Annotated in this window: 17 protein-coding genes and 1 tRNA gene; 12 read left to right on the forward strand and 6 right to left on the reverse strand. The window is 70.0% G+C overall.

Annotation, left to right across the window (positions count from 1 at the left end; translation table 11 throughout):
• Positions 1-3: 3 nt before the first annotated feature.
• The gene (locus ACYQ78_RS23070; protein ID WP_459802965.1) at positions 4-651 is read right to left on the reverse strand and encodes a slipin family protein; all 648 of its coding nucleotides are present in this window, start codon (positions 649-651) and stop codon (positions 4-6) included.
• A 373-nt stretch (positions 652-1,024) separates the two neighbouring features.
• Here ACYQ78_RS23070 and ACYQ78_RS23075 point away from each other — a divergent pair.
• Positions 1,025-1,097 (forward strand) — tRNA-Ala (locus ACYQ78_RS23075).
• A 590-nt stretch (positions 1,098-1,687) separates the two neighbouring features.
• On the opposite strand, the gene ACYQ78_RS23080 is transcribed toward ACYQ78_RS23075, so the two are convergent.
• Both ACYQ78_RS23080 and ACYQ78_RS23085 read right to left on the reverse strand, forming a co-directional pair.
• The gene (locus ACYQ78_RS23080; RefSeq protein WP_459802966.1) at positions 1,688-2,026 is read right to left on the reverse strand and encodes a hypothetical protein; all 339 of its coding nucleotides are present in this window, start codon (positions 2,024-2,026) and stop codon (positions 1,688-1,690) included.
• 55 nt (positions 2,027-2,081) lie between these two features.
• Entirely contained in the window at positions 2,082-3,050 is a 969-nt protein-coding gene (locus ACYQ78_RS23085) for a helix-turn-helix transcriptional regulator (protein ID WP_459802967.1), read from the reverse strand.
• Between the two features lie 63 nt (positions 3,051-3,113).
• Here ACYQ78_RS23085 and ACYQ78_RS23090 point away from each other — a divergent pair, with 63 nt between their 5' ends.
• Positions 3,114-4,226: an epoxide hydrolase family protein gene (locus ACYQ78_RS23090; protein WP_459802968.1), complete on the forward strand. Its 1,113-nt coding sequence runs from the start codon at positions 3,114-3,116 to the stop codon at positions 4,224-4,226.
• Positions 4,223-4,678 carry a hypothetical protein gene (locus ACYQ78_RS23095; protein WP_459802969.1) on the forward strand — a complete coding sequence of 152 codons (456 nt, stop codon included), beginning with the start codon at positions 4,223-4,225 and terminating at the stop codon, positions 4,676-4,678. Before ACYQ78_RS23090 ends, ACYQ78_RS23095 begins: the two co-directional genes overlap by 4 nt.
• 60 nt (positions 4,679-4,738) lie before the next feature.
• Here the strand turns inward: ACYQ78_RS23095 and ACYQ78_RS23100 are convergent, their stop codons facing one another.
• Entirely contained in the window at positions 4,739-4,957 is a 219-nt protein-coding gene (locus ACYQ78_RS23100; RefSeq protein ID WP_459802970.1) for a hypothetical protein, read from the reverse strand.
• Positions 4,958-5,393: 436 nt separating this feature from the next.
• Between ACYQ78_RS23100 and ACYQ78_RS23105 the strand changes: the two genes are divergently transcribed.
• The 5 genes from ACYQ78_RS23105 to ACYQ78_RS23125 all read left to right on the forward strand — a co-directional run bounded on the left by ACYQ78_RS23105 (position 5,394) and on the right by ACYQ78_RS23125 (position 13,155).
• Positions 5,394-6,707, forward strand: a complete 1,314-nt coding sequence (locus ACYQ78_RS23105) for a cellulose binding domain-containing protein (RefSeq protein WP_459802971.1) — start codon at positions 5,394-5,396, stop codon at positions 6,705-6,707.
• Positions 6,708-7,065: 358 nt separating this feature from the next.
• Positions 7,066-8,061 (forward strand): ketoacyl-ACP synthase III family protein, encoded by a 996-nt coding sequence (locus ACYQ78_RS23110; RefSeq protein WP_459802972.1) that lies wholly within the window; start codon positions 7,066-7,068, stop codon positions 8,059-8,061.
• Positions 8,058-8,312 carry a hypothetical protein gene (locus ACYQ78_RS23115; RefSeq protein WP_459802973.1) on the forward strand — a complete coding sequence of 85 codons (255 nt, stop codon included), beginning with the start codon at positions 8,058-8,060 and terminating at the stop codon, positions 8,310-8,312. Before ACYQ78_RS23110 ends, ACYQ78_RS23115 begins: the two co-directional genes overlap by 4 nt.
• Entirely contained in the window at positions 8,309-9,352 is a 1,044-nt protein-coding gene (locus tag ACYQ78_RS23120; protein ID WP_459802974.1) for a ketoacyl-ACP synthase III family protein, read from the forward strand. The genes ACYQ78_RS23115 and ACYQ78_RS23120 overlap by 4 nt, the downstream gene beginning before the upstream one ends.
• Positions 9,353-9,372: 20 nt before the next feature.
• On the forward strand, positions 9,373-13,155 hold the full coding sequence (locus tag ACYQ78_RS23125) for a type I polyketide synthase (protein WP_459802975.1): 3,783 nt from the start codon (positions 9,373-9,375) through the stop codon (positions 13,153-13,155).
• Between the two features lie 43 nt (positions 13,156-13,198).
• Here ACYQ78_RS23125 and ACYQ78_RS23130 read toward each other — a convergent pair whose 3' ends face one another.
• On the reverse strand, positions 13,199-13,690 hold the full coding sequence (locus ACYQ78_RS23130; protein ID WP_459802976.1) for a hypothetical protein: 492 nt from the start codon (positions 13,688-13,690) through the stop codon (positions 13,199-13,201).
• Between the two features lie 225 nt (positions 13,691-13,915).
• On the opposite strand from ACYQ78_RS23130, the gene ACYQ78_RS23135 reads away from it, so the two are divergent.
• Together ACYQ78_RS23135 and ACYQ78_RS23140 are read left to right on the forward strand one after the other, a co-directional pair.
• The gene (locus ACYQ78_RS23135; RefSeq protein ID WP_459802977.1) at positions 13,916-15,106 is read left to right on the forward strand and encodes a cytochrome P450 family protein; all 1,191 of its coding nucleotides are present in this window, start codon (positions 13,916-13,918) and stop codon (positions 15,104-15,106) included.
• Entirely contained in the window at positions 15,106-15,306 is a 201-nt protein-coding gene (locus ACYQ78_RS23140; protein WP_459802978.1) for a ferredoxin, read from the forward strand. Before ACYQ78_RS23135 ends, ACYQ78_RS23140 begins: the two co-directional genes overlap by 1 nt.
• On the opposite strand, the gene ACYQ78_RS23145 is transcribed toward ACYQ78_RS23140, so the two are convergent.
• Entirely contained in the window at positions 15,290-17,098 is a 1,809-nt protein-coding gene (locus tag ACYQ78_RS23145; protein WP_459802979.1) for a HelD family protein, read from the reverse strand. The genes ACYQ78_RS23140 and ACYQ78_RS23145 overlap by 17 nt on opposite strands.
• Positions 17,099-17,183: 85 nt before the next feature.
• On the opposite strand from ACYQ78_RS23145, the gene ACYQ78_RS23150 reads away from it, so the two are divergent.
• A complete protein-coding gene (locus ACYQ78_RS23150) occupies positions 17,184-18,578 on the forward strand; it encodes a sensor histidine kinase (protein WP_459802980.1) in 1,395 nt (464 codons plus the stop codon).
• The gene (locus ACYQ78_RS23155; RefSeq protein ID WP_459802981.1) at positions 18,569-19,216 is read left to right on the forward strand and encodes a response regulator; all 648 of its coding nucleotides are present in this window, start codon (positions 18,569-18,571) and stop codon (positions 19,214-19,216) included. Before ACYQ78_RS23150 ends, ACYQ78_RS23155 begins: the two co-directional genes overlap by 10 nt.
• The last annotated feature ends 23 nt before the right edge of the window (positions 19,217-19,239 follow it).

Here is a 19,239-nt window from a genome sequence, read left to right on the forward strand (position 1 = left end):
CTTCTAGGCCGGGGTACGAGGGTCGATGATCAGGGTCGTCGAGCGTTCGCCGGCCACCTGCAGGGTGCGGAGTTGCAGCAGGGCCGGGTGTTCCTCCAGGAGGCGGGCCGTGTTCGCCAGGGAGCGCAGGGCCGCGGCCTCCGCTCGGGCCTCCTCCAGGACGGCCTTGCCGCGTTCGCGGGCCACGACCGCGTCCATCGCCGCGCGGCGGAGTTCGCCCGGAAGCATCAGGTCGCGCATGCGGAACTCGGTGACCTCGATGCCCAGGGGTGCGACCTCGGTGCGTACCGGCTCGAGATCGGGGGCCGAACGGTCGGTCAGGAGTGCTTCGAGGTCCAGAAGGGCCACCTTGACGCGGATGGCGTCCTGGAGAGCGGCGTACAGGACCGGAACGGGCTTGGAGACGCCGTTCGTGTACGCGACCGGATCGGTCACCAGCCACGACGCCGTCGCCGACACGCGGACCGAGACGCCGTCGCGGGTCAGGACCTCCTGGCCGGGGACGTGCATGAGCTGCGGCCTGATGTCGACCGTGACGTGGGTCGTGCGCTTGGGGCTGTAGCGGTGCCGGCCCGGACCCAGGACCTGCTCGAACCTGCCGTCGCGGAACGCCAGTACGCGCTGCCACTCCATCACCGTGATCGTCGCCATTACCTGCTCACCCCTTTTCGCCGTCTGTGTGGAGGCGGCCTCCGGCGGGTCGCACGGGGCTCGGGCGGGGGTGTCCCGTCCGAGGACGGGCACCCGCAGGGCCCTCGCGACCGCATCGAACCCGGCCCACCGGAGGTCGCCGTGGAGGAGTCGAACCTCTAGGTCGGTGACCTTGCCATGAGAAGGATGGTGCGGCGCGATCGTGGGAACGCGACCCGGCGATACCCGGGGCGCCCTGCCCTGCCGGCACCGGGATCAACGGTAGGGGGAGGAATGCCCGGGATGCGAAGGGATTTCGGGGGAACCGCTCGCGTTCACCCCTCCTTCCAGAATCCGCTATGCTGGCACAGCACTTCACGCAAACAAGTGCGGCGGGGCTATAGCGCAGCTGGTAGCGCACCTCCATGGCATGGAGGGGGTCTGGGGTTCGAATCCCCATAGCTCCATGGCGAATGGACGGCCCGTGGTTGTTGCCCCCCTTTGGGGGGCACCTGCCGCGGGCTTTCGCCATTTCTGCCACACGGGGGGACGACCCCCCGAACCCCCCGATACGAGAGGGCTGTCGCCCCCTCGCGCTCCCCCTGGTCCGCGTTCGCGGCCCGGCATCGCTTCGCTCTGGGTCGCTCTGCTCCCTGCGATGGGCTCCGCCCCTCGCGCTCCCTGGTCAGGCCTCGCTTCGCTCGGGCTGCCTCTCGCTTCGCTCGCTCATTGTCTCCATAGGACCGGCTTGTGTGGAGTGAGGGGGTTGAGGACCGCCTTCCGCGTGCCTTCCATGCGGCGGTACGAGTTTGCGTGCCGGATCCGCCACATTGCCGACCTGGCCGTCGGCCGGGTCGAGGTGGCTGACTGTGTTGGTGAGGATCGCGGGCAGGTCTTGGTGTCGGCCATGAGCGTTTTTTATGGCGACCGTCTCTGGGAATGGCTGTGGTCGGTCGCCGGCACTCAACTGCTTCAGCGGAATTTCTTATGGAGGCGACCGTATGCATTGCCAGGTCGAGTAGGCATGCGTATCAAGTTCCCGGGCGGCTGCGGATCGTTAGTTCTGGATTTCGATGGGGCCCTCGTCGAAGAGGGTGATGTCGGTGACGATGGGGATGGGGTGGGGCCAGTCCACGTTGACGACGAAGGTTACGCCCTGGTTGGGGTCCCATGGTGGGCCGTGGGGGGCGATGTTGGAGACGGTGACGTTGGCGGAGCCGATGAAACGCTGGTGGTTGGCGTCGGCGAAGCCGCCGTGGGCGTCGGGGTCTGATTCCGGGATGTATTCGCTGGCGGCGATGTGCACGATCGAGTTGACGTTGATCGCCGGCCAGTTGAAATTGAGCGCGACTCGGCCGTTGAGCCGTCCCCAGTATTTGCGGATGTGCTGCGGCATGGGTTGCCCCCTCCGTTGGCGTTGTGGCACCAAGACTGGTGGGAACACGATGTCGTCACATGAGTAGGGGCCTACTCAATTTCGTCGCGCGGGTGAAGCGGGCGGCCAAAGCCCTTAGGTGGTCGATCAGTTCCGGGGGGTCGGTCACGTCGAAGTCGAGGTCGAGCATGCCCAGGTGGACCGCCAGGGTCTGCAGGGTGTCGGCGCCGGTGTCCAGGACGCACGTCGTGTCGTCGATCGCCTCGACCACCCCCACGGCCGGGTTGATGCGGGAGGTCACCACGTCGGCGGGGGCGTGGACGACCACGCGGGCCCGATGGCGCCAGGCGGCCGATGAGACGCCTCTCGTCACGTAGGCGGCGGCGCCGCCCTCAGGGGGGTCGCGAGGGGGGAAGCGGGGGCCGGTCGGGGTGCGGGGGGTGAGGCGGTCGAGGCGGAAGGTGCGCCAGTCCTCACGGTGGACGTCCCACGCGACCAGGTACCAGCGGCGGCCCCACGACACGATCCGATAGGGCTCGACGGTGCGCACGGTGGTCGAGCCGTCGTGGGCTCGGTAGTCGAACCTCAACCGCTCCTGGTCGCGGCAGGCGGTGGCGACGGCGGAGAGCACGGTGGTGTCGAGGGCCGGGGCGGGGTGGTCGGCGGGGACCGGTTCGGTGGACGAGCGGAGTGCGTCGACGCGGTGGCGCAGGCGCGATGGGAGGACCTGTTCCAGTTTGGTGAGGGCGCGGGCGGAGGTCTCCTCCAGGCCGGCGACGGCGGTGCGCAGGCCGAGTGCCACGGCGACGGCCTCCTCGTCGTCGAGGAGCAGGGGCGGCATGGCGGTGCCGGCGACCAGGCGGTAGCCGCCGTCGGTGCCCCGGCTCGCGTGGACGGGGTAGCCGAGGTCGCGCAGGCGGTCGACGTCGCGGCGGACGGTGCGGTCGCTGACGCCCAGGCGGTCGGCCAGGTCGCGGCCGGGCCAGTCGCGGCGCGACTGCAGGAGGGACAGCAGGCGCAGCAGGCGCGCCGAGGTTTCCAGCATGGACGTCACATTGCCAGCACTTCCGGACAGAGGCTGACCGGAAGCCTCCCTAGGGTGAGGGGCATGAGCGAAGAGATCACTCCCTTCCGGATCGACATCCCTCAGGCCGACCTCGACGATCTCCACGATCGGCTCGACCGCACGCGGTGGCCCGACCAGATCCCGGGTTCGGGCTCCGACTACGGGGTGCCGGTCTCGTACGTGAAGCGGCTGGCCGACCACTGGCTGCACACCTACGACTGGCGCGGGTGGGAGGCGCGGCTGAACGCGCATCCGCAGTTCACGACCGAGATCGACGGGCAGAACATCCACTTCCTGCACGTCCGCTCGACCCGCGACGACGCGCTTCCCCTGTTACTCACCCACGGCTGGCCCGGATCCGTCGTCGAATATCTGGACGTGATCGAGGGGCTCACCGCGCCGCCCGCCGACCAGCAGGCCTTCCACCTGGTGATCCCGTCGCTGCCGGGGTTCGGGTTCTCCGGGCCGACCAGAGAGCGGGGGTGGAACCGATTCCGGACCGCCCGCGCGTGGGCCGAGCTCATGCGGCGGCTCGGCTATGACCGCTACGGCACGGCCGGGAACGACGCCGGGTCGCTCGTCGCGCCGGAGCAGGGGCGCGTCGATCCCGAACACGTCGTCGGCGTGCACGTCACGCAGCTCTACTCGTTCCCGTCGGGGGACCCGGCCGAGTTCGCGAGGATCACGCCCGAGGACCAGGAGGCGCTCAAGGTCCTCGCGTGGTTCCGGGACAACAAGATGTCGTTCAACATCCTGCACTCGCAGCAGCCGCAGACCCTCTCCTACGCCATCACCGACTCGCCCGCCGGGCTGCTCGGCTGGCACGCCCAGCTCATGGGGGAGGACCTCGACCCCGATTTCGTCCTCACCAACGTCATGCTCTATTGGCTGACCGGCACCGCCACGTCGGCCACGCGCTTCTATTTCGAGGACGACAAGGCCGAGGCGCCGACGGGGCCGAGCACGGCGCCGATCGGGCTGGCGATGTTCAAGGGTGACTTCGTGTCGATGCGCACCTTCGCCGAACGGGATCATCAGGACATCCGGTCGTGGCACTCCTACGACGAGCCCGCCGGTCACTACGCGGCGCACCTGGCGCCGGAGGTACTCGTACAGGATCTTCGAGACTTCTTCCGAGGACTGGGAACCTGGTGAGCGACAACGTTCTCTCCGTCATTCCGGCAGATCCGCACTGGCTGCCGGGCCAGGACGCGGCCGACCGCGCCGCCGCGCTCGTGGCCGACCTGGTGCCCGGGGATCCCGACGACGAGATCGAGATCGACGTCACCTGGCACGAGGGCATCGGCGTGGTCGACTCCGCACAGAACCTGGAGCGGATCGGGTGCCCGCTGTGCGGGGCCTCGATCGACGTCGACTGGTGGCGGGAGTTCGTAGAGAAGGAACCGCTCTCCGCGCTGGAGTGCGTGGTGCCCTGCTGTTCGGGGGCGACCACGCTCGACGCGCTGGCCTACGAGTGGCCCTGTGGGTTCGCGCGGTTCGAGATCGCCGTCTGGAACCCGGATCGCGGGTGGTTCACCGACGACGAGATGGCCGCGCTCGGTGCGGCGCTCGGGCATCCGGTGCGGCAGGTCTTCGCGCACATCTGAGGCACGACCGCAGACGGCGGTGTCCGGGGGACACCGCCGCGCCTCAGGGGTGAAACAGGGTCACGCGTAGAGGAAGTAGTAGCGGTAGCGGTCCTCCCACTCGCACGAGTAGTCGTTCCACCAGTCCTGGTTCACACCCTGGGTGCCGATTCTCTCGCACTCCGCGTGCTCCCTGAAGACGCCCGCCAGCCTGTCGGCGTGCGCCGGGGCGGCGCCCATCGTCAGCGACGCTCCGAGAACCACGGCTGCCGTGACGAGAACAGCGCGTACCTTTCGCATTCGTCCTCCTGTGCCTGTGGAGATCATGACGGCGGACATTATCACCAACTGCGCGCAAGGAAAATTGTCACCGGCGAATCGGACACCCGGGTGGTTGAAAGTTTCACCGGCGGACGCGACCGGATGCAGGTACTCGCGAATATTCACCGTCGGTGAAGTCGGAATTACTTTCCGGCGGCTGTCCTCTTACGGACATGGCGGCCTTGAAAGGCCCTGCAGGTGCTCGATGATCTCTAAGGTCCGTTTTCTGCCTCTCTGAAGCGGAGTTAAGAAAACTTTGACCTTGCCGACTTATGTGTCATATCGTCGCCCCGCCCATATCGATGTACGCCGCGACAGTCGAGCAGGACGTCGTTCTCGCATGTCCCGGCACCGGGGGAGACACGGACGGTAACCGGCTGGGAAGCGGCGATCATCCGACCACCGGAGTCGCACTATGCAAGCTCGAATCCGCATGGCCAAGGTCGTCGGCATGGTGATATCCATGCTGGCCGCCCTAGGAGTGACGGCGGTCCTCGCACCGCCGGCGCACGCCGCGGTGATCTCCGACATCGCCTACGCGCCCGCATCACCGGCCGGCAGCAGGGGGCATCTGCTGGACCTCCACCTGCCGACCACCGGCATCACCCCTCGTCCGCTGCTCATCTGGCACAGCGGCTCGGCGTGGACGAGCGACGACAGCAAGCCCGGCGCGGCGGCGATCGCGGCGGTGTTCAACCCGCTGGGCTTCGCGGTGGCCGGCGTCAACGTCCGGTCCAGCGCCCAGGCGATCTTCCCGGCCCAGGTGCACGACATCAAGGCCGCCATCCGCTGGCTGCGCGCCAACGCCGCGACCTACCAGATCGACCCCAACCGCATCGCGATCGCGGGCGACTCGTCGGGGGCCTGGCTGACCCAGATGGCCGTCTTCTCCGGCGGCGTCGCGGCACTGGAGGGCACCGTCGGCACGACCGGCGTCTCCAGCGCGGTCAACGTGGGGCTCGCGTTCTACAGTCCGACCGACTTCCTGCAGATGAACGCGCAGAACCTGCCGACCGGGGGGCTCGACCACAACTCGCCCGCCTCGCCGGAGTCGCTGCTGGTCGGCTGCCCGATCCAGACCTGCCCGGCCGCGGTGGCGGCGGCCAACCCGATGACCTACGTCGACTCGGCCGACCCGCCGCTGATGTTCCTGCACGGCCAGGCCGACTTCCTGGTGCCGCACGGGCAGAGCGTCCTGCTCTTCAACCGGATCAAGGCGCAGTGCGGCAACGCCACCTTCATCTCGGTGCCGGCCGCCGACCACATGATGGTCCAGATCATGGACCCCGCTCAGTACGGCAACGAGACCGTGAAGACCACGGCCAACTGTGGTGAGACCACCAGCACCGGCACGCTCAACCCCACGTGGCCCAACTTCACGAACTGGCTGCGCGGCGGGCTCAAGATGGGCACCTCCTGCGAGGTCGCCTACGCCACCGGCGCCTGGGCCGGCGCCTTCAACGGCACCGCGACCATCAAGAACACCGGCACCACCCCGATCCAGAACTGGACCCTCCAGTGGACGTGGGGCGGCAACCAGAGCATCACGACGGCCTGGAACGCCACCGTGACCCAGGTCGGGACGGCCGTCACAGCCCGTGACGCCGGCCATAACTCCTATATCGGTCCGGGCCAATTCCAGAGCATGGGCTTCGCGGCGACCGTCACCGGGACGAACGCCACTCCCACGTTCAAGCTCAACAACATCACCTGCACGCTGGTTCCCTGATCGGAAGCGCCGGGCCCGGGCCGAAATGGCCGGGCCCGGCGCCGTTTTTGCATTCGGAAAAACGCCGTTGTGAAGCGGAAAGAAGTGTTTCCGAAATTCAACACGTACTGTCGGGTAATGCTCACCGAATGTCGCCGACGTTCATATTGCCTTAACGTGCGGTCCGCTCTATGGTTTCCCCTGGCGGCTCGCAAGCCATTTACCGTTGTTTTCATACCGGCCGGGATCTTTTGATATCCCGGGGCCCGAGATTTATCGGATGAGCCGCCCTTTCTTCCTGAGAGCCGTTTCCCAGGTCAATGAAGTAAGGGGACGTGTGCGTACATCCAACATGTTCGTCAGGAGTCTCGGCGTTTACGTGCCTGAAAGTGTGAGCGTCGAGCACGCGGTTCGCGAAGGCTGGTACCCGGCCGAGGAGGCCGAGAAGTTCCGGCAGCTCGGCGCGGCGGTGGCCGGCGACATGCCGGCGCCGGAGATGGCGCGGCTCGCGGTCCTGGACGCCTACGAGCGCTGGGGTGAGTCCTCCCCCCGCGAGCTCGACCTGCTGCTCTACCCCTCGGTGTGGCACCAGGGCCCGAACGGGTGGCAGCCCCAGCACTACCTGCAGATGCACCTCCTCGGCGGCAACGTTCCGGCGTTCGAGATCCGGAGCGGCTGCGTCGGGATGATCAGCTCGCTCGAACTGGCGGCGAGCTACCTGCAGGCCGTGCCCGAGCGGGAGACGGCGATGGTCGTCTCCTCCGACAACCACGGCACCCCGCTGGTCGACCGCTGGCGGATGACGCCCGGCGCGCTGATCGGCGACGCCGCCGCCGCGCTGCTGCTCGGCAAGGAGCACGGCATGGCCCAGCTCCTGTCGGTGAACGCGACGGTGATCCCCGAGGCCGACGCCGTCAACGACGGCGGCTATCCGCTGTTCCCCCCGGACGCCACCGTCGGCGTCGGGCTCAGTTTCGGAGACCGGCACGAGGAGTTCCGCCAGAAACTGCTCAAGAAGCAGGGCACCGGAATCCACCTGACGATCCAGAAGACGATGATGCAGCAGGTCGAGAAGACCCTCGACGAGGCCGGCATCGAACTGTCGGACATCACGAAGGTCGCGCTGCCGCACGGCCGCCGCGAGGACCTCGACGGGCAGATGTCCTGGCTGGGCATCGACGAGGACCAGACCACCTGGGACTACGGCCGGCGCGTGGGCCACTGCGGCGCGGTCGACCAGTTCATCGCCTTCGAGCACCTGCTCGCCACCGGCGGCCTGGTGGAGGGCGACCACCTGCTCATGGTCGGTTTCGGGTCGGGCACCTCCTGTGCCGCGGCCGTCTTCAAGGTTCTCGGGAACGGGGCAAGCGCATGACCGACCTCAGCCGGAGGCTCGTCGACTTCATCCAGGACAACCTCGTCCAGGAGGGCGACGACATCACCGTCGACGAGACGACCCCGCTCCTCACCTCGGGTCTGCTCGACTCCCTGCGCACCGCGCGACTGCTGAACTTCCTCCGTAAGGACGTCGGCGTGCCGGTCCCCGCCGCCAAGCTCGACTCGGAGAACTTCCAGGACGTCACGACCATCGTGGCGATGCTCAGAGAACTCGAAACCGTCGGATGAGGTACGCCGACACGTACATCAGCGGGGTGGGCGCCTTCGTCCCCCGGGCCGTGGTGAGCGTCGAGAAGGCGGTGGCCAAGGGCTGGTATCCGGCCGAAGAGGTCGAGCTGCACAACCTCGCCGGGGCGGTGGTGGCCGGTGACCTGCCGGCGCCCGAGATGGCCCTGCACGCCGCGCGCAGCGCGCTCAAGCGCAGCGGTCAGGCGCCGGGCGACCTCGACCTGCTCCTGTACGCCTCCACCTGGCACCAGGGCCCCGACGGCTGGCCCCCGCACTCCCACCTGCAACGGCAGCTCATCGGCGGGCACGTCCTGGCGACCGAGATCCGGCAGGGCTGCAACGGGATGTTCCTCGCTCTGGAGCTCGCCGCCGGTCACCTCGACGCCGCCCCCGGCCGGAAGGCCGCCCTGCTGGTCGCCGCCGACAACTACGGCACCCCGCTGATGGACCGCTGGCGGATGGGCCCCGGCTACATCGGCGGCGACGCCGCCAGCGCGCTCGTGCTCACCAAGGCTCCGGGCTTCGCCCGTCTTCTCTCGGTCTGTACGACCACCGTCACCGAGGCCGAGGAACTCCACCGGGGCAGCGAGCCCCTGTTCCCGCCGGGGGTCACGGTCGGGCGCAAGATGAGCTTCGCGGCCAGGAACGAGCAGTTCCGGCAGCAGGTCACGTCCAAGGGCGAGGCCACCGCGGCGCTGTTCAAGATCCAGCGGGCGCTGATGGAGGTCGTCGAGCAGGCGCTGGACGAGAGCGGCATCACGGCCGCCGACCTCACCCGGGTGGCGTTCATGAACTACTCCGAGGAGATCGTCGAGCAGCGCTGCATGGCCATGCTCGACCTCCCCATGTCCCGCTCGACCTGGGACTACGGCCGCACGATCGGCCACTGCGGTGCCAGCGACCAGGTGCTCTCCCTCGACCACCTGCTCATGACCGGGGACCTGGGTCCCGGCGACCACATGCTCATGCTCGGAACCGGGCCGGGAGTCACCGTCTCCAGTGCCGTGATCAAGATCGTTGACAAGCCTCAATGGGTTTGAACCGAAGGGAACGAACGCAGATGGCCGAACCAGTCGCGGTGATCGGGATCGGATGCCGCCTGCCGGGTGACGTCCACTCGCCGGACGAGTTCTGGGATTTGCTGAACGAAGGCCGGAACACGACCGGACCACTGCCCGCCGACCGCTGGCGCCGGGACGAGAACCGCAGCCCCGAATACGCCGCCGCGCTGCGCGACGCGGTGCGGCACGGCAGTTTCCTGAGCGACATCGAGGGCTTCGACGCGGAGTTCTTCGGCCTGTCGCCGCGCGAGGCCGAACTGATGGACCCGCAGCAGCGGATCCTGATGGAGACCGCCTGGGAGGCGCTGGAGCACGCCGGTCTGCCGCCGCACACGCTGCGCGGCACCGATGCGGGCGTGTTCGTCGGCGTCTGCACCGGCGACTACGGCGCCCGCCTCCTGGAGGACCTGCCCCAGATCGAGGCGTGGACCGGCATCGGCGCCGCGACCTGCGCCGTCGCCAACCGCATCTCCTACTCCCTCGACCTGCGCGGGCCCAGCATGGCGATCGACACCGCCTGCTCGGCGTCGCTGGTCGCGCTGCACCTGGCCGCGCAGAGCCTGCGCCTCGGCGAGAACGACGTCGCCCTCGCGGGCGGCGTCAACCTGCTGATCACCCCCGGCCAGACCCTCACCCTCGGCACCGCCGGGGCGCTGGCCCCCGACGGCCGGTCGAAGTCGTTCGACGCCTCGGCCGACGGCTACGGCCGGGGCGAGGGCGTCGGCGTGGTCGTGCTCAAGCGACTGTCGGACGCCCAGCGCGACGGCGACCGGATCCTCGCGCTCGTCATCGGCAGCGCGGTGAACCAGGACGGCCACACCCAGGGCATCATGGCGCCCTGCGGCGAGGCCCAGGAACACGTGATGAAGCGGGCCTGCAAGCAGGCCGGCGTCGACCCGTCGACCGTCGACTACATCGAGGCCCACGGCACCGGAACCCGTCTCGGCGACCCGCAAGAGGCCGAGGCGCTCACCGCCGTGTACGGCGCCGGCCGCTCCGCCGCCGACCCCTGCCTCATCGGCTCGGTCAAGTCGAACATCGGTCACCTCGAAGGCGCCGCCGGAATCTCGGGCGTCATCAAGGCGGTGCTCGCGCTCCACCGGGGCTCGATCCCGCCGAGCGTGCTGACCAGCCTGAACCCGAACATCCCGTGGGAGACCTCGGGCCTGCGCGTGGTGACCGAGCGGGCCGACTGGCCCGAGCGCGAGCATCCCCGCCGGGCGGGCGTCTCCAGTTTCGGTTACGGCGGCACCGTCGCCCACATCGTGCTGGAGCAGGCTCCGGCCGTACAGGAAGAGGAAACCCGCCAGGAGCCGGTGGGGGAGCGGCTGTTCCCGCTGTCGGCCGCGTCGGAGAAGGCGCTGCGGCAGTACGCGGCCAGGCTCGCCGGGCACCTGGAGAAGGGGCTCGACGTGGCCTCGGCCGGGCACACCCTGGCCCTGCGCCGCACCCACCTGACCCGCCGCGCCGTGGTGATCGGTTCCGAGTGGGACGAACTGGCGGCCGGCCTGCGCAGGCTCGCCGACGACGTGCCCGGCGAGGCGATCCTCACCGGTGACGTGCTGCCCGACCTCGGGCCGGGACCGGTCTGGGTGTTCTCCGGGCAGGGCTGCCAGTGGCGCGGGATGGGGCGCGAACTGCTCGCCGTGCCGGAGTTCGCCTCTGTGGTGGACGAGGTCGACCCCATCTTCGTCGAGGAGATCGGCTTCTCTCCCCGCCAGGTGCTGACCGACGGCGATCTCGACACGATCGACCGCGTCCAGACCATGATCTTCGTGATGCAGCTCGGGCTGGCCCGGCTCTGGACCGCCCACGGGGTCGTGCCGACGGCCGTCATCGGTCACTCGGTCGGCGAGATCGCGGCGGCGGTGACGGCCGGCGCGATGAGCGTCGCCGACGGCGCCCGCCTGATCTGCCGCCGGTCGGTGCTGCTGCGCCGCGCCGCGGGCAAGGGCGCGATGGTCATGGTCGACCTGCCCTTCGACGAGGCGGCCGAGCGGCTGGCCGGGCGCACCGACCTGGTCGCCGCGATCTCCTCGGCGCCCGGCTCCACCGTGCTGTCGGGCGACGTCGCCGCGGTCGAGGAGGTGGCGAACGACTGGCCGGCCGAGGGCATCGTGACCCGGAGGGTCGCCTCCGACGTCGCCTTCCACAGCCCGCAGATGGAGCCGCTGGCCGTCGACCTGGCCGCCCAGGTCGCCGACCTCACCTTCGGCGCGCCGAAGATCCCGATGTACTCGACCGCGCTGGCCGACCCCCGGTCGACCCCGGTCCTGGACGGTGACTACTGGGCCGCCAACCTCCGCGAGCCCGTGCGGCTGACCTCGGCGACGGCCGCCGCCGCCGAAGACGGCTACCGGGTCTTCCTGGAGATCTCGCCCCACCCGGTGGTCGCCCACTCGGTGACCGAGACCCTCTCGGAGCACGGCTTCGAGGACGTGTTCGTCGGCATCAGCCTGCGCCGCAACCAGCCCGAACTGCCGACCTTCCTGGTCGCCGTCGGCACCGCGCACTGCCACGGCGTGGACGTCGACTGGACCCGCCTCCAGCCGTCGGGCGGCCTGGCCGACCTGCCGCCGTACGCCTGGCAGCACCGCCGCCACTGGCGCGAGGCCTACACCGAGATGGACAACCGCGGCCACGATGTGCGCGAGTTCGACCTGCTCGGTGTCGGCACCAGCCTGGCCGGCAGCCGCACCCGCGTGTGGCGCACCAGCGTCGAGGACGCCAACCGCCCCTATCCGGGCAGCCACGCCCTCAACGGCGTCGAGATCGTGCCGGCCGCCGTGCTGGTCAACACGTTCCTGCACGCCGCCGAGGACGAGGACGTCACCCTCACCGACGTCGAGATGATGCACCCCCTGATGACGGCCGAACGCCGCCAGATCCAGGTCGTGCACGAACCTCCGGCCCTGCGCCTCGCCGCCCGCACCCCGGCGGGCCCCGACGAGCCGGAACCGGCCTGGCTGGTGCACGTCACCGCGAACGTGGCCGCTCCCGGCCAGGTCAAGCCCGACCTGCTGCCGGACGCGGGCACGCTCACCCCGATCGACCCGGGCTATGTGCACCAGCGCCTGGCCAAGGTCGGGGTGCCGTCGACCGGTTTCGACTGGTCGATCGAGACGCTGCTCAGCGGCGACGGCACGCTCCGGGCGACGGTCCGCACCGACGACTCCGGAAGCTGGGCCCCCGCCCTCGACGCGGTGATGTCGGTCGCGCCCTGCGTGTTCCCGGGTGACCCGGTGCTGCGCATGGTCGTCCACATCGACGAGATGGTGCTGACCGGCACCCCGCCGCAGACGGTGATCATCGACGCCGCCGTCGACCCGTCGGCGGAGGACACCGTCCGGGCCCTGGTCGCCGACGCCGACGGCCGGGTGGTGGGCCACCTGACGGGCCTGCGCTACCCGGTCATCGACGCCCCGCTCCAGTCGGACGAGGAGCTCGGCGGCCCGGCGGAGTCGTTCGCCGGGATGACGCCCGAGGCGCTGCGCGAGCGCGTCCTGCCGGAGATCCGCGCGGAGATCGCGACGGTGATGCGGCTGGCGCCGGAGGACCTGTCACTGCGGCGCCCGCTCGTCGAGCAGGGTCTCGACTCGGTGATGACCGTCATGGTCCGGCGGAGGCTGGAGAAGCGCTTCGGCTGCCGCCTTCCCACGACCCTGCTGTGGCAGCAGCCGACCATCTCCGCGATCGCCGACCGCCTGGTGGAGCTGCTGATGGCGGCCAAACCGGAAGTGGCGGAGACGGTGCCCGAGCCCGTCCCGGTGTTCGGAGGCTGAGACCGGCGGCCGGGCGGTCCCACGGGCCGCCCGGCCGTGTCCGTCAGTTGAAGGGGTTGTCGTAGGTGCCGGTGCTCTTGGTCCGGCTCATGTACTGGTAGCCGTTCACGCTGCTGAACCAGCCGGCGGTCAGGTCGAAGCGCATGTTGTAGACGGCGCTGCCGACGTTCACCTCGGCGCTGTACAGCGCCACCTGCTGGCAGCCCGCGGCCGAGCTGGAGCCCGTCCAGACGGGGTAGCTGTTGAAGGTCCCGTTCACATAGATCCCGGCGGACGGCTGGGGATAGGCGCCGCTCTGCCAGCAGATGCTCACCGAGTAGCGGTACTTCGTGTTGGAGTCGTCGAACGCGACGGTCCCCTGGAGCAGGGCCAGCGGCATCCCGGTGCCGTCGTTGGCGGTCAGCTGCAGGTAGACCGACTGGTCGGCGCTGTAGGCGGCGTGGGCGGGGGTGGCGGGCAGGATGAGGGCGGCCAGCGCCATGAAGGCGAAGGCGATGGACGTCGTCAGGCGGCGTCCCCTCGGGCGTTGGGTCACTTCACACCTCGTCGGTTCAGGAGTGATGGAACGCCCGATGGTGATAGATGCGATCTTGGCCGTCCAGTCGGCGCCATTTGGGACCGGTCTCACGGACATCAGTCGAATCACCGGTCACGCCTCCGCTGTTTGACCAGCGCATGTGCGGAATTACGGCCCGGACCGCCCGAGCTGAAAATTTCACCCTCATGGCGCGCTCTGACCTGCGAAGATACGATGCCGGGCATGGTCGAATTATTCGGCACCGAATATTTCCGCGACCCCTATGCCGCCCTCGATCGGCTGCGCGTGAATTCACCCGTCCACCGATATGTGTTTCCGCTCGGAAACGTCCCGATGTGGGTTGTGACCAGGTATGACGACGCGATGACGATCCTGTCCGACACCCGGTTCAGCACGGCCGAATGGCGGGGCAGCGCCGCGTTCCAGGCGTCGGGGCTGTCGATCAGCGCGGGCACCGTCCTGGCGCAGACGATCCCGGGGCTCGACCCGCCCCGGCACACCAAGGTGCGCCGCTGCGCGATGGGCGCGTTCACCCCGCGCGGCGTCGACCGGTGGCGCGAGGACGTCCGGCGCGTCATCGACCGGACCGTCGACGGCTGGGTGCCGGGGCAGGAACACGACCTGGTCGCCGAGTTCGCCGCGCTGATCCCCTCCGAGGTGATCTCGACCCGGCTCGGGTTCACGCTGGAGCGCAGGGAGCAACTCGGCCGCGACATCGACCTGCTCATCTCCACCGATCCGGCCGACTTCCCCCGCATCCCCGAGGCGCGGGAGCGCATCATCGCCTACGGCCGCGAGCTCGTCGCGCTGAAGCGGGCCGACCCGGGCGACGACCTCACCTCCGCCTTCATCCGGGCCGCCGACGAGGAGCGGATCACCCAGGACGAACTCGACGCGCTGGTCATCATCATGATCATCGCCGGGGTCGGCACGACCAAGATGTTCCTCACCAACGCGATGCTCGCCCTGCTCGACCACCCCGACCAGCTCAAGATGGTCGTCGACGACCCGGCGGCCCTCGGCGGAGCCGGGATCGAGGAGCTGCTCCGCTACGAGTCCCCGGTCGCGTCGGTGCCCTGGCGGTTCCCGGCCGAGGACATCACCGTCCGCGGGCAGCGCATCGGGGCCGGTGAGCCGGTCATGGTCATGGTCGCGGCGGCCAACCGCGACCCCGAGGTCTTCCCCGACCCCCACCGGCTCGACCTGACCCGTTCCGGGGCGCGGCACCTCGGGCTCGGGCACGGCATCCACAACTGCCTCGGCGCGGCGGCGGCCCGGCTGATCAGCGAGATGGCCCTGGCCACACTCGTCGAACGGTTTCCCGGGGTCCGGCTGGCGATACCCCGCGACGAGGTGCGCCGGCACGAGATCTGGGCGCTGAACGACTACCGCGCCCTGCCGGTCGTCCTCTGATGGCGGCGCGGCTGGAGGTCGACCGGTCCCTGTGTTTCGGTACGGGGCTCTGTTCCGCGACCGCGCCCGACCTGTTCACCCTCGGGGCCGACCGGCTCGCCGTCGCGCGGGAGGGGGAGCTCACCGATCCGGCCGACGTCGAACTGGCGCGGGAGGTGGCCGAGTGCTGCCCGCGTGAGGCGATCATCCTGCGCGTCTGAGCACGATCAGCCGCTTGGTGGCTCGGGTGAGGGCGACGTACAGATCCCGGGAGCCCGACTCGCGGTGGGTCTCGATGGCGTCGGGGTCGACGACGATGACGGTGTCGAACTCCAGGCCGCGCGCCTCGGGGGCGGGGATGACGCCCTCCGCCGCGAGCGTGCCGATGACGCCGGTCAGGCCGTTGCCGGGGTCCTGGGCCAGGGTGCGGGCGGTGGCGGCGAGGTCGGCGGCGGGGACGTCGACGACGCGCGGGGGTTCGCCGTGGCGGATCGACTGCGAGGGCTTCTGGTCGGGGGCGATGCGGGCCAGCAGCGGGGTGGCGAAGTCGAGGATCTCGGCGGTGGTGCGGTAGTTGACCGTCAGGGTGTGGTGGACGAAACGGTCGCCGACCGCCTCGGGCCAGGAGCGGATCGTGGTGGCCGAACCCGCCTGGGCGAAGTCGCCGACGACGGTCATCGAACGCGCCGGGCAGCGGCGCATCAGCATCCGCCACTCCCGTTCGGTGAGCTCCTGGGCCTCGTCGACGACGATGTGGCCGTACACCTCGCCGGGCGGGCCGTCGATCAGCGCGCGCGCCTCGTCGAGCAGGGCCAGATCGGCGGTGTCCCCCACGGCCTGCTCCGCGCTCAGGCGGGGCCAGATCGTCTCGACCGCGCGGTCGACGGCGGGGTCGTCGAGGAGCTGTTCGCGGACGGCGTCCCAGTCGAATTCCAGGTCGGCCGACGGGGTCTCGTCGAAGCCCAGCGACCGGAGGTCGGCGGCGACCGCCTCGTCGAGGGCCGGGTCGTCCATCTCGGTGAGTGTCTCCAGGGCGCGCTGTTCGAGGAGGTTCACCAGGTCGTCGACCACGTGCTCCTTGAAGACGGCGCGGGCGGGGTTGTGGGCCAGGCCGTTCCTGGTGGCGTGACGGCGGGCAGCGTCGATCGCTTCCGCGGACAGGACGTGCGTGTCGACCTCCAGCGGGACACCGCGAGGCCGGTGGGCGTCGATCCAGGTCTCCAGGTCGCCGGCCTGGGCCCGGACTCCGGAACGGGGTGCTCCGACCAGGTCGGACAGGGTGGCCAGGCGCACGTCGTTCTCGCCCAGGGACGGCAGGACCTCGGAGATGTAGTCGAGGAAACGGCGGTTGGGGCCGTACACGAGGACCCCGCGTTCGGCGATCGAGGGGAAGGCGTAGAGGACGTAGGCGGCGCGGTGCAGCGCGACCAGGGTCTTGCCGGTGCCGGGGCCGCCGTCCACGACGGTGATGCCCCGGTGCGGGGAGCGGACGATCGCGTCCTGCTCGGCCTGCAACGTCGACACGGCGTCGCGCATCCTGCCACTTCTCGCGCGGTCGAGCGCGGCGGCCAGCGGGCCGTCCCCGACGAGGTCCTCAGGCCGCGGCGCGGAGCCGTCGAGGATCTCGTCGCTGACGTCGGCGACGTCCCTGCCGCGCAGGCGCAGGTGACGACGCCGGCGCAGGCCCATCGGGTGGGCCGGGGTGGCGGCGTAGAAGGGGCGGGCGGCGTCGGCCCGCCAGTCGACCAGGACGATCTCCCCGCTCTCCGAACGCAGTCCGATGCGGCCGATGTGCAGGGTCTCGCCGGTGGCGGTGTCGATGCGGCCGAAGCAGAGGGAGCGTTCGGCCGCCCGGAGCTCACCGAGCCTGCGGGTCAGGCGGGACAGCTCGACGTCGCGGGTGTGCGGATCGTCGGACGCGGAAAGCGCCTGGTCACGGGCGGCCAGCGTGTCGGCGACGGCGGCGTCGAGACGGTCGTACAGGCCATCGATGATCTGCTGTTCGTCATCCACCCGCCCAAGTATGGAGAGGAGGGATACGGAAAGTAAGGCTTGACTTACTTTGTGGTGTCCATCGCGGGACTTCTAGACTCGTCGCGTGGGTGGATTAGAGCTCGCCCTCGTGGTCGGGGGCGGATATCTCGTCGCCGGGGTCGTGGGGTGGCTCGTCCAGCCGCGCTACCGAGCCGGGCCGCTGCTCGTCGTGGTGGGACTGCTCTGGCTCTTCGCCAAGCTGGGGCCCGCTGTTCCCCTGGTCGGTGGTGCCTGGGCGGCGGTGCTGGGGCACTGGCTGATCACCTTTCCCACGGGGCGTGCCGAGACCAAAGTGCAGAAGGCCGGAGTCGCGGTCGTGTACGCCGCCCTGCCGTTCGCGGGGCTGGTGGCCGGTGGCCTGGCGGTGATCGCGGTCCAGGTTCACCGGTGGTGGGGAAGTGCGGCGGCGCGGCGGCGGGTGTTCAATCCGGTCACGTTGTCCGGGCTGGTGGCGGTCGTGGTGGTGCTGGGGTTGAAGCCGGTCGCGGCCGACCCGGTGGCGGCACTCGCCCTGCAGGCAGCCCTGGGGCTGGTTCCCCTCGGCTACCTGGTGGGCCTGCCGAGGCGGAGGATCGCGGATCTCGTCATCAGGCTGGGAGCGGTTCCCGCTCACGGGATCGAAGGTGAGCTGGCCGCCATTCTCAAGGATCCCGGGTTGCGGGTCGGCTACTGGGCGTCCGGGCGATATGTCGACGTCAACGGGCGGGTGCTCGATGTTCCCGAGGTCGGGGCCACGCGGGTCGATCGGGCGGGGGAGCGGCTGGCGGTGCTCGTCCACGACCCGGTTCTTCTGGAGGAGCCCGAGCTGATCGAGGCGGCGTGCGCGGCGGCCGGGCTGGCGCTGTGGAACGAGCGGCTCGCCGCCGAGCTGCGGCTGCGCATCCGGGAGGCCGCCGAGGCGACCGAGGCCGAGCGGCGGCGCATCGAACGGGACCTGCACGACGGGGTGCAGCAGCGCCTCCTCTCGATCCCGATGACACTCTCGCTGGCCGAGGCGTCGCGGGATCCCGGGCCACTGATCAGAGAGGCTCGCCGGGAGCTACTCGGAGTGCTCGGCGACCTGCGGGCGCTGACGCAGGGAATCCATCCGCCGGTCCTCACCGAGCGGGGGCTTTCCGGCGCGATCCACGAACTGGCCGCTCTCTCGCCACTCAAGGTGCGGGTCTCGGCGCAGGTCGGCGAGCTGCCGCCCGAGATCGAGACGGTCGCCTACTACGTCGTCGCCGAAGGGCTGGCCAACGTGACCAAACACGCCAAAGCAACTGAAACCGTCGTCGAGATGGTGCTGGCTGATCGGGTCCTGTCGGTCGAGATCCGGGACGACGGGGTTGGCGGCGCGGATGCCTCCCGGGGTACCGGGCTGCGCGGGCTGGCCGATCGGGTCGCCGTCTGCGGCGGGTCCTTCAGCGTGACGAGCCAAGGGGGAACCGTCGTGAGAGCGGTGCTGCCGTGCGGGTAGCGATCGCCGAGGACAGCGCGCTGCTGCGCGAAGGGCTGGTCAGGCTGCTCGCCGAGGCCGGGTTCTCCGTCGTCGCGGCCGTCGAGGACGCCGCCGGGCTGCTCAAGGCCGTGGACGAACACCGCCCCGACGTCGCCCTCGTCGATATCCGGCTGCCACCGACCCGGACCGACGAGGGGCTCCGGGCGGCGGGGGAGATCCGCAGGCTCTATCCCGGTACGGGGGTGCTGGTCCTGTCCCAATATGTCAGGGTCACGTACACGGTCGAGCTGCTCGACGGCGGCGCGAAGGGCGTCGGCTACCTGCTCAAAGACCGGGTGACCGACCTGGCGGAACTCGCCGCCGCCGTCCGGCGGGTCGGGAGCGGCGGGGCGGCGTTCGATCCCGTCGTCATCGACCAGCTCGTCGGCCGCCGTGACCGCCACGACGACCCCCTGCGCGACCTCAGCGAACGCGAGCGGAGCGTGCTGTCGCTGATGGCCGAGGGCCGCACCAACCAGGCCATCGCGACCCGGCTCGGCATCGCGGAGCGGACCGTCGAGAAGCACTGCTCGGGCATCTTCACCAAGCTCACCCTTCCGGCCCATCCCGACGACCACCGGCGGGTTCTGGCGGTGCTGCGCTACCTGAACGGGTGAGGGTAGCCGCACCCCGGGTGCGT

Source organism: Herbidospora sp. RD11066 (genome assembly GCF_054661255.1).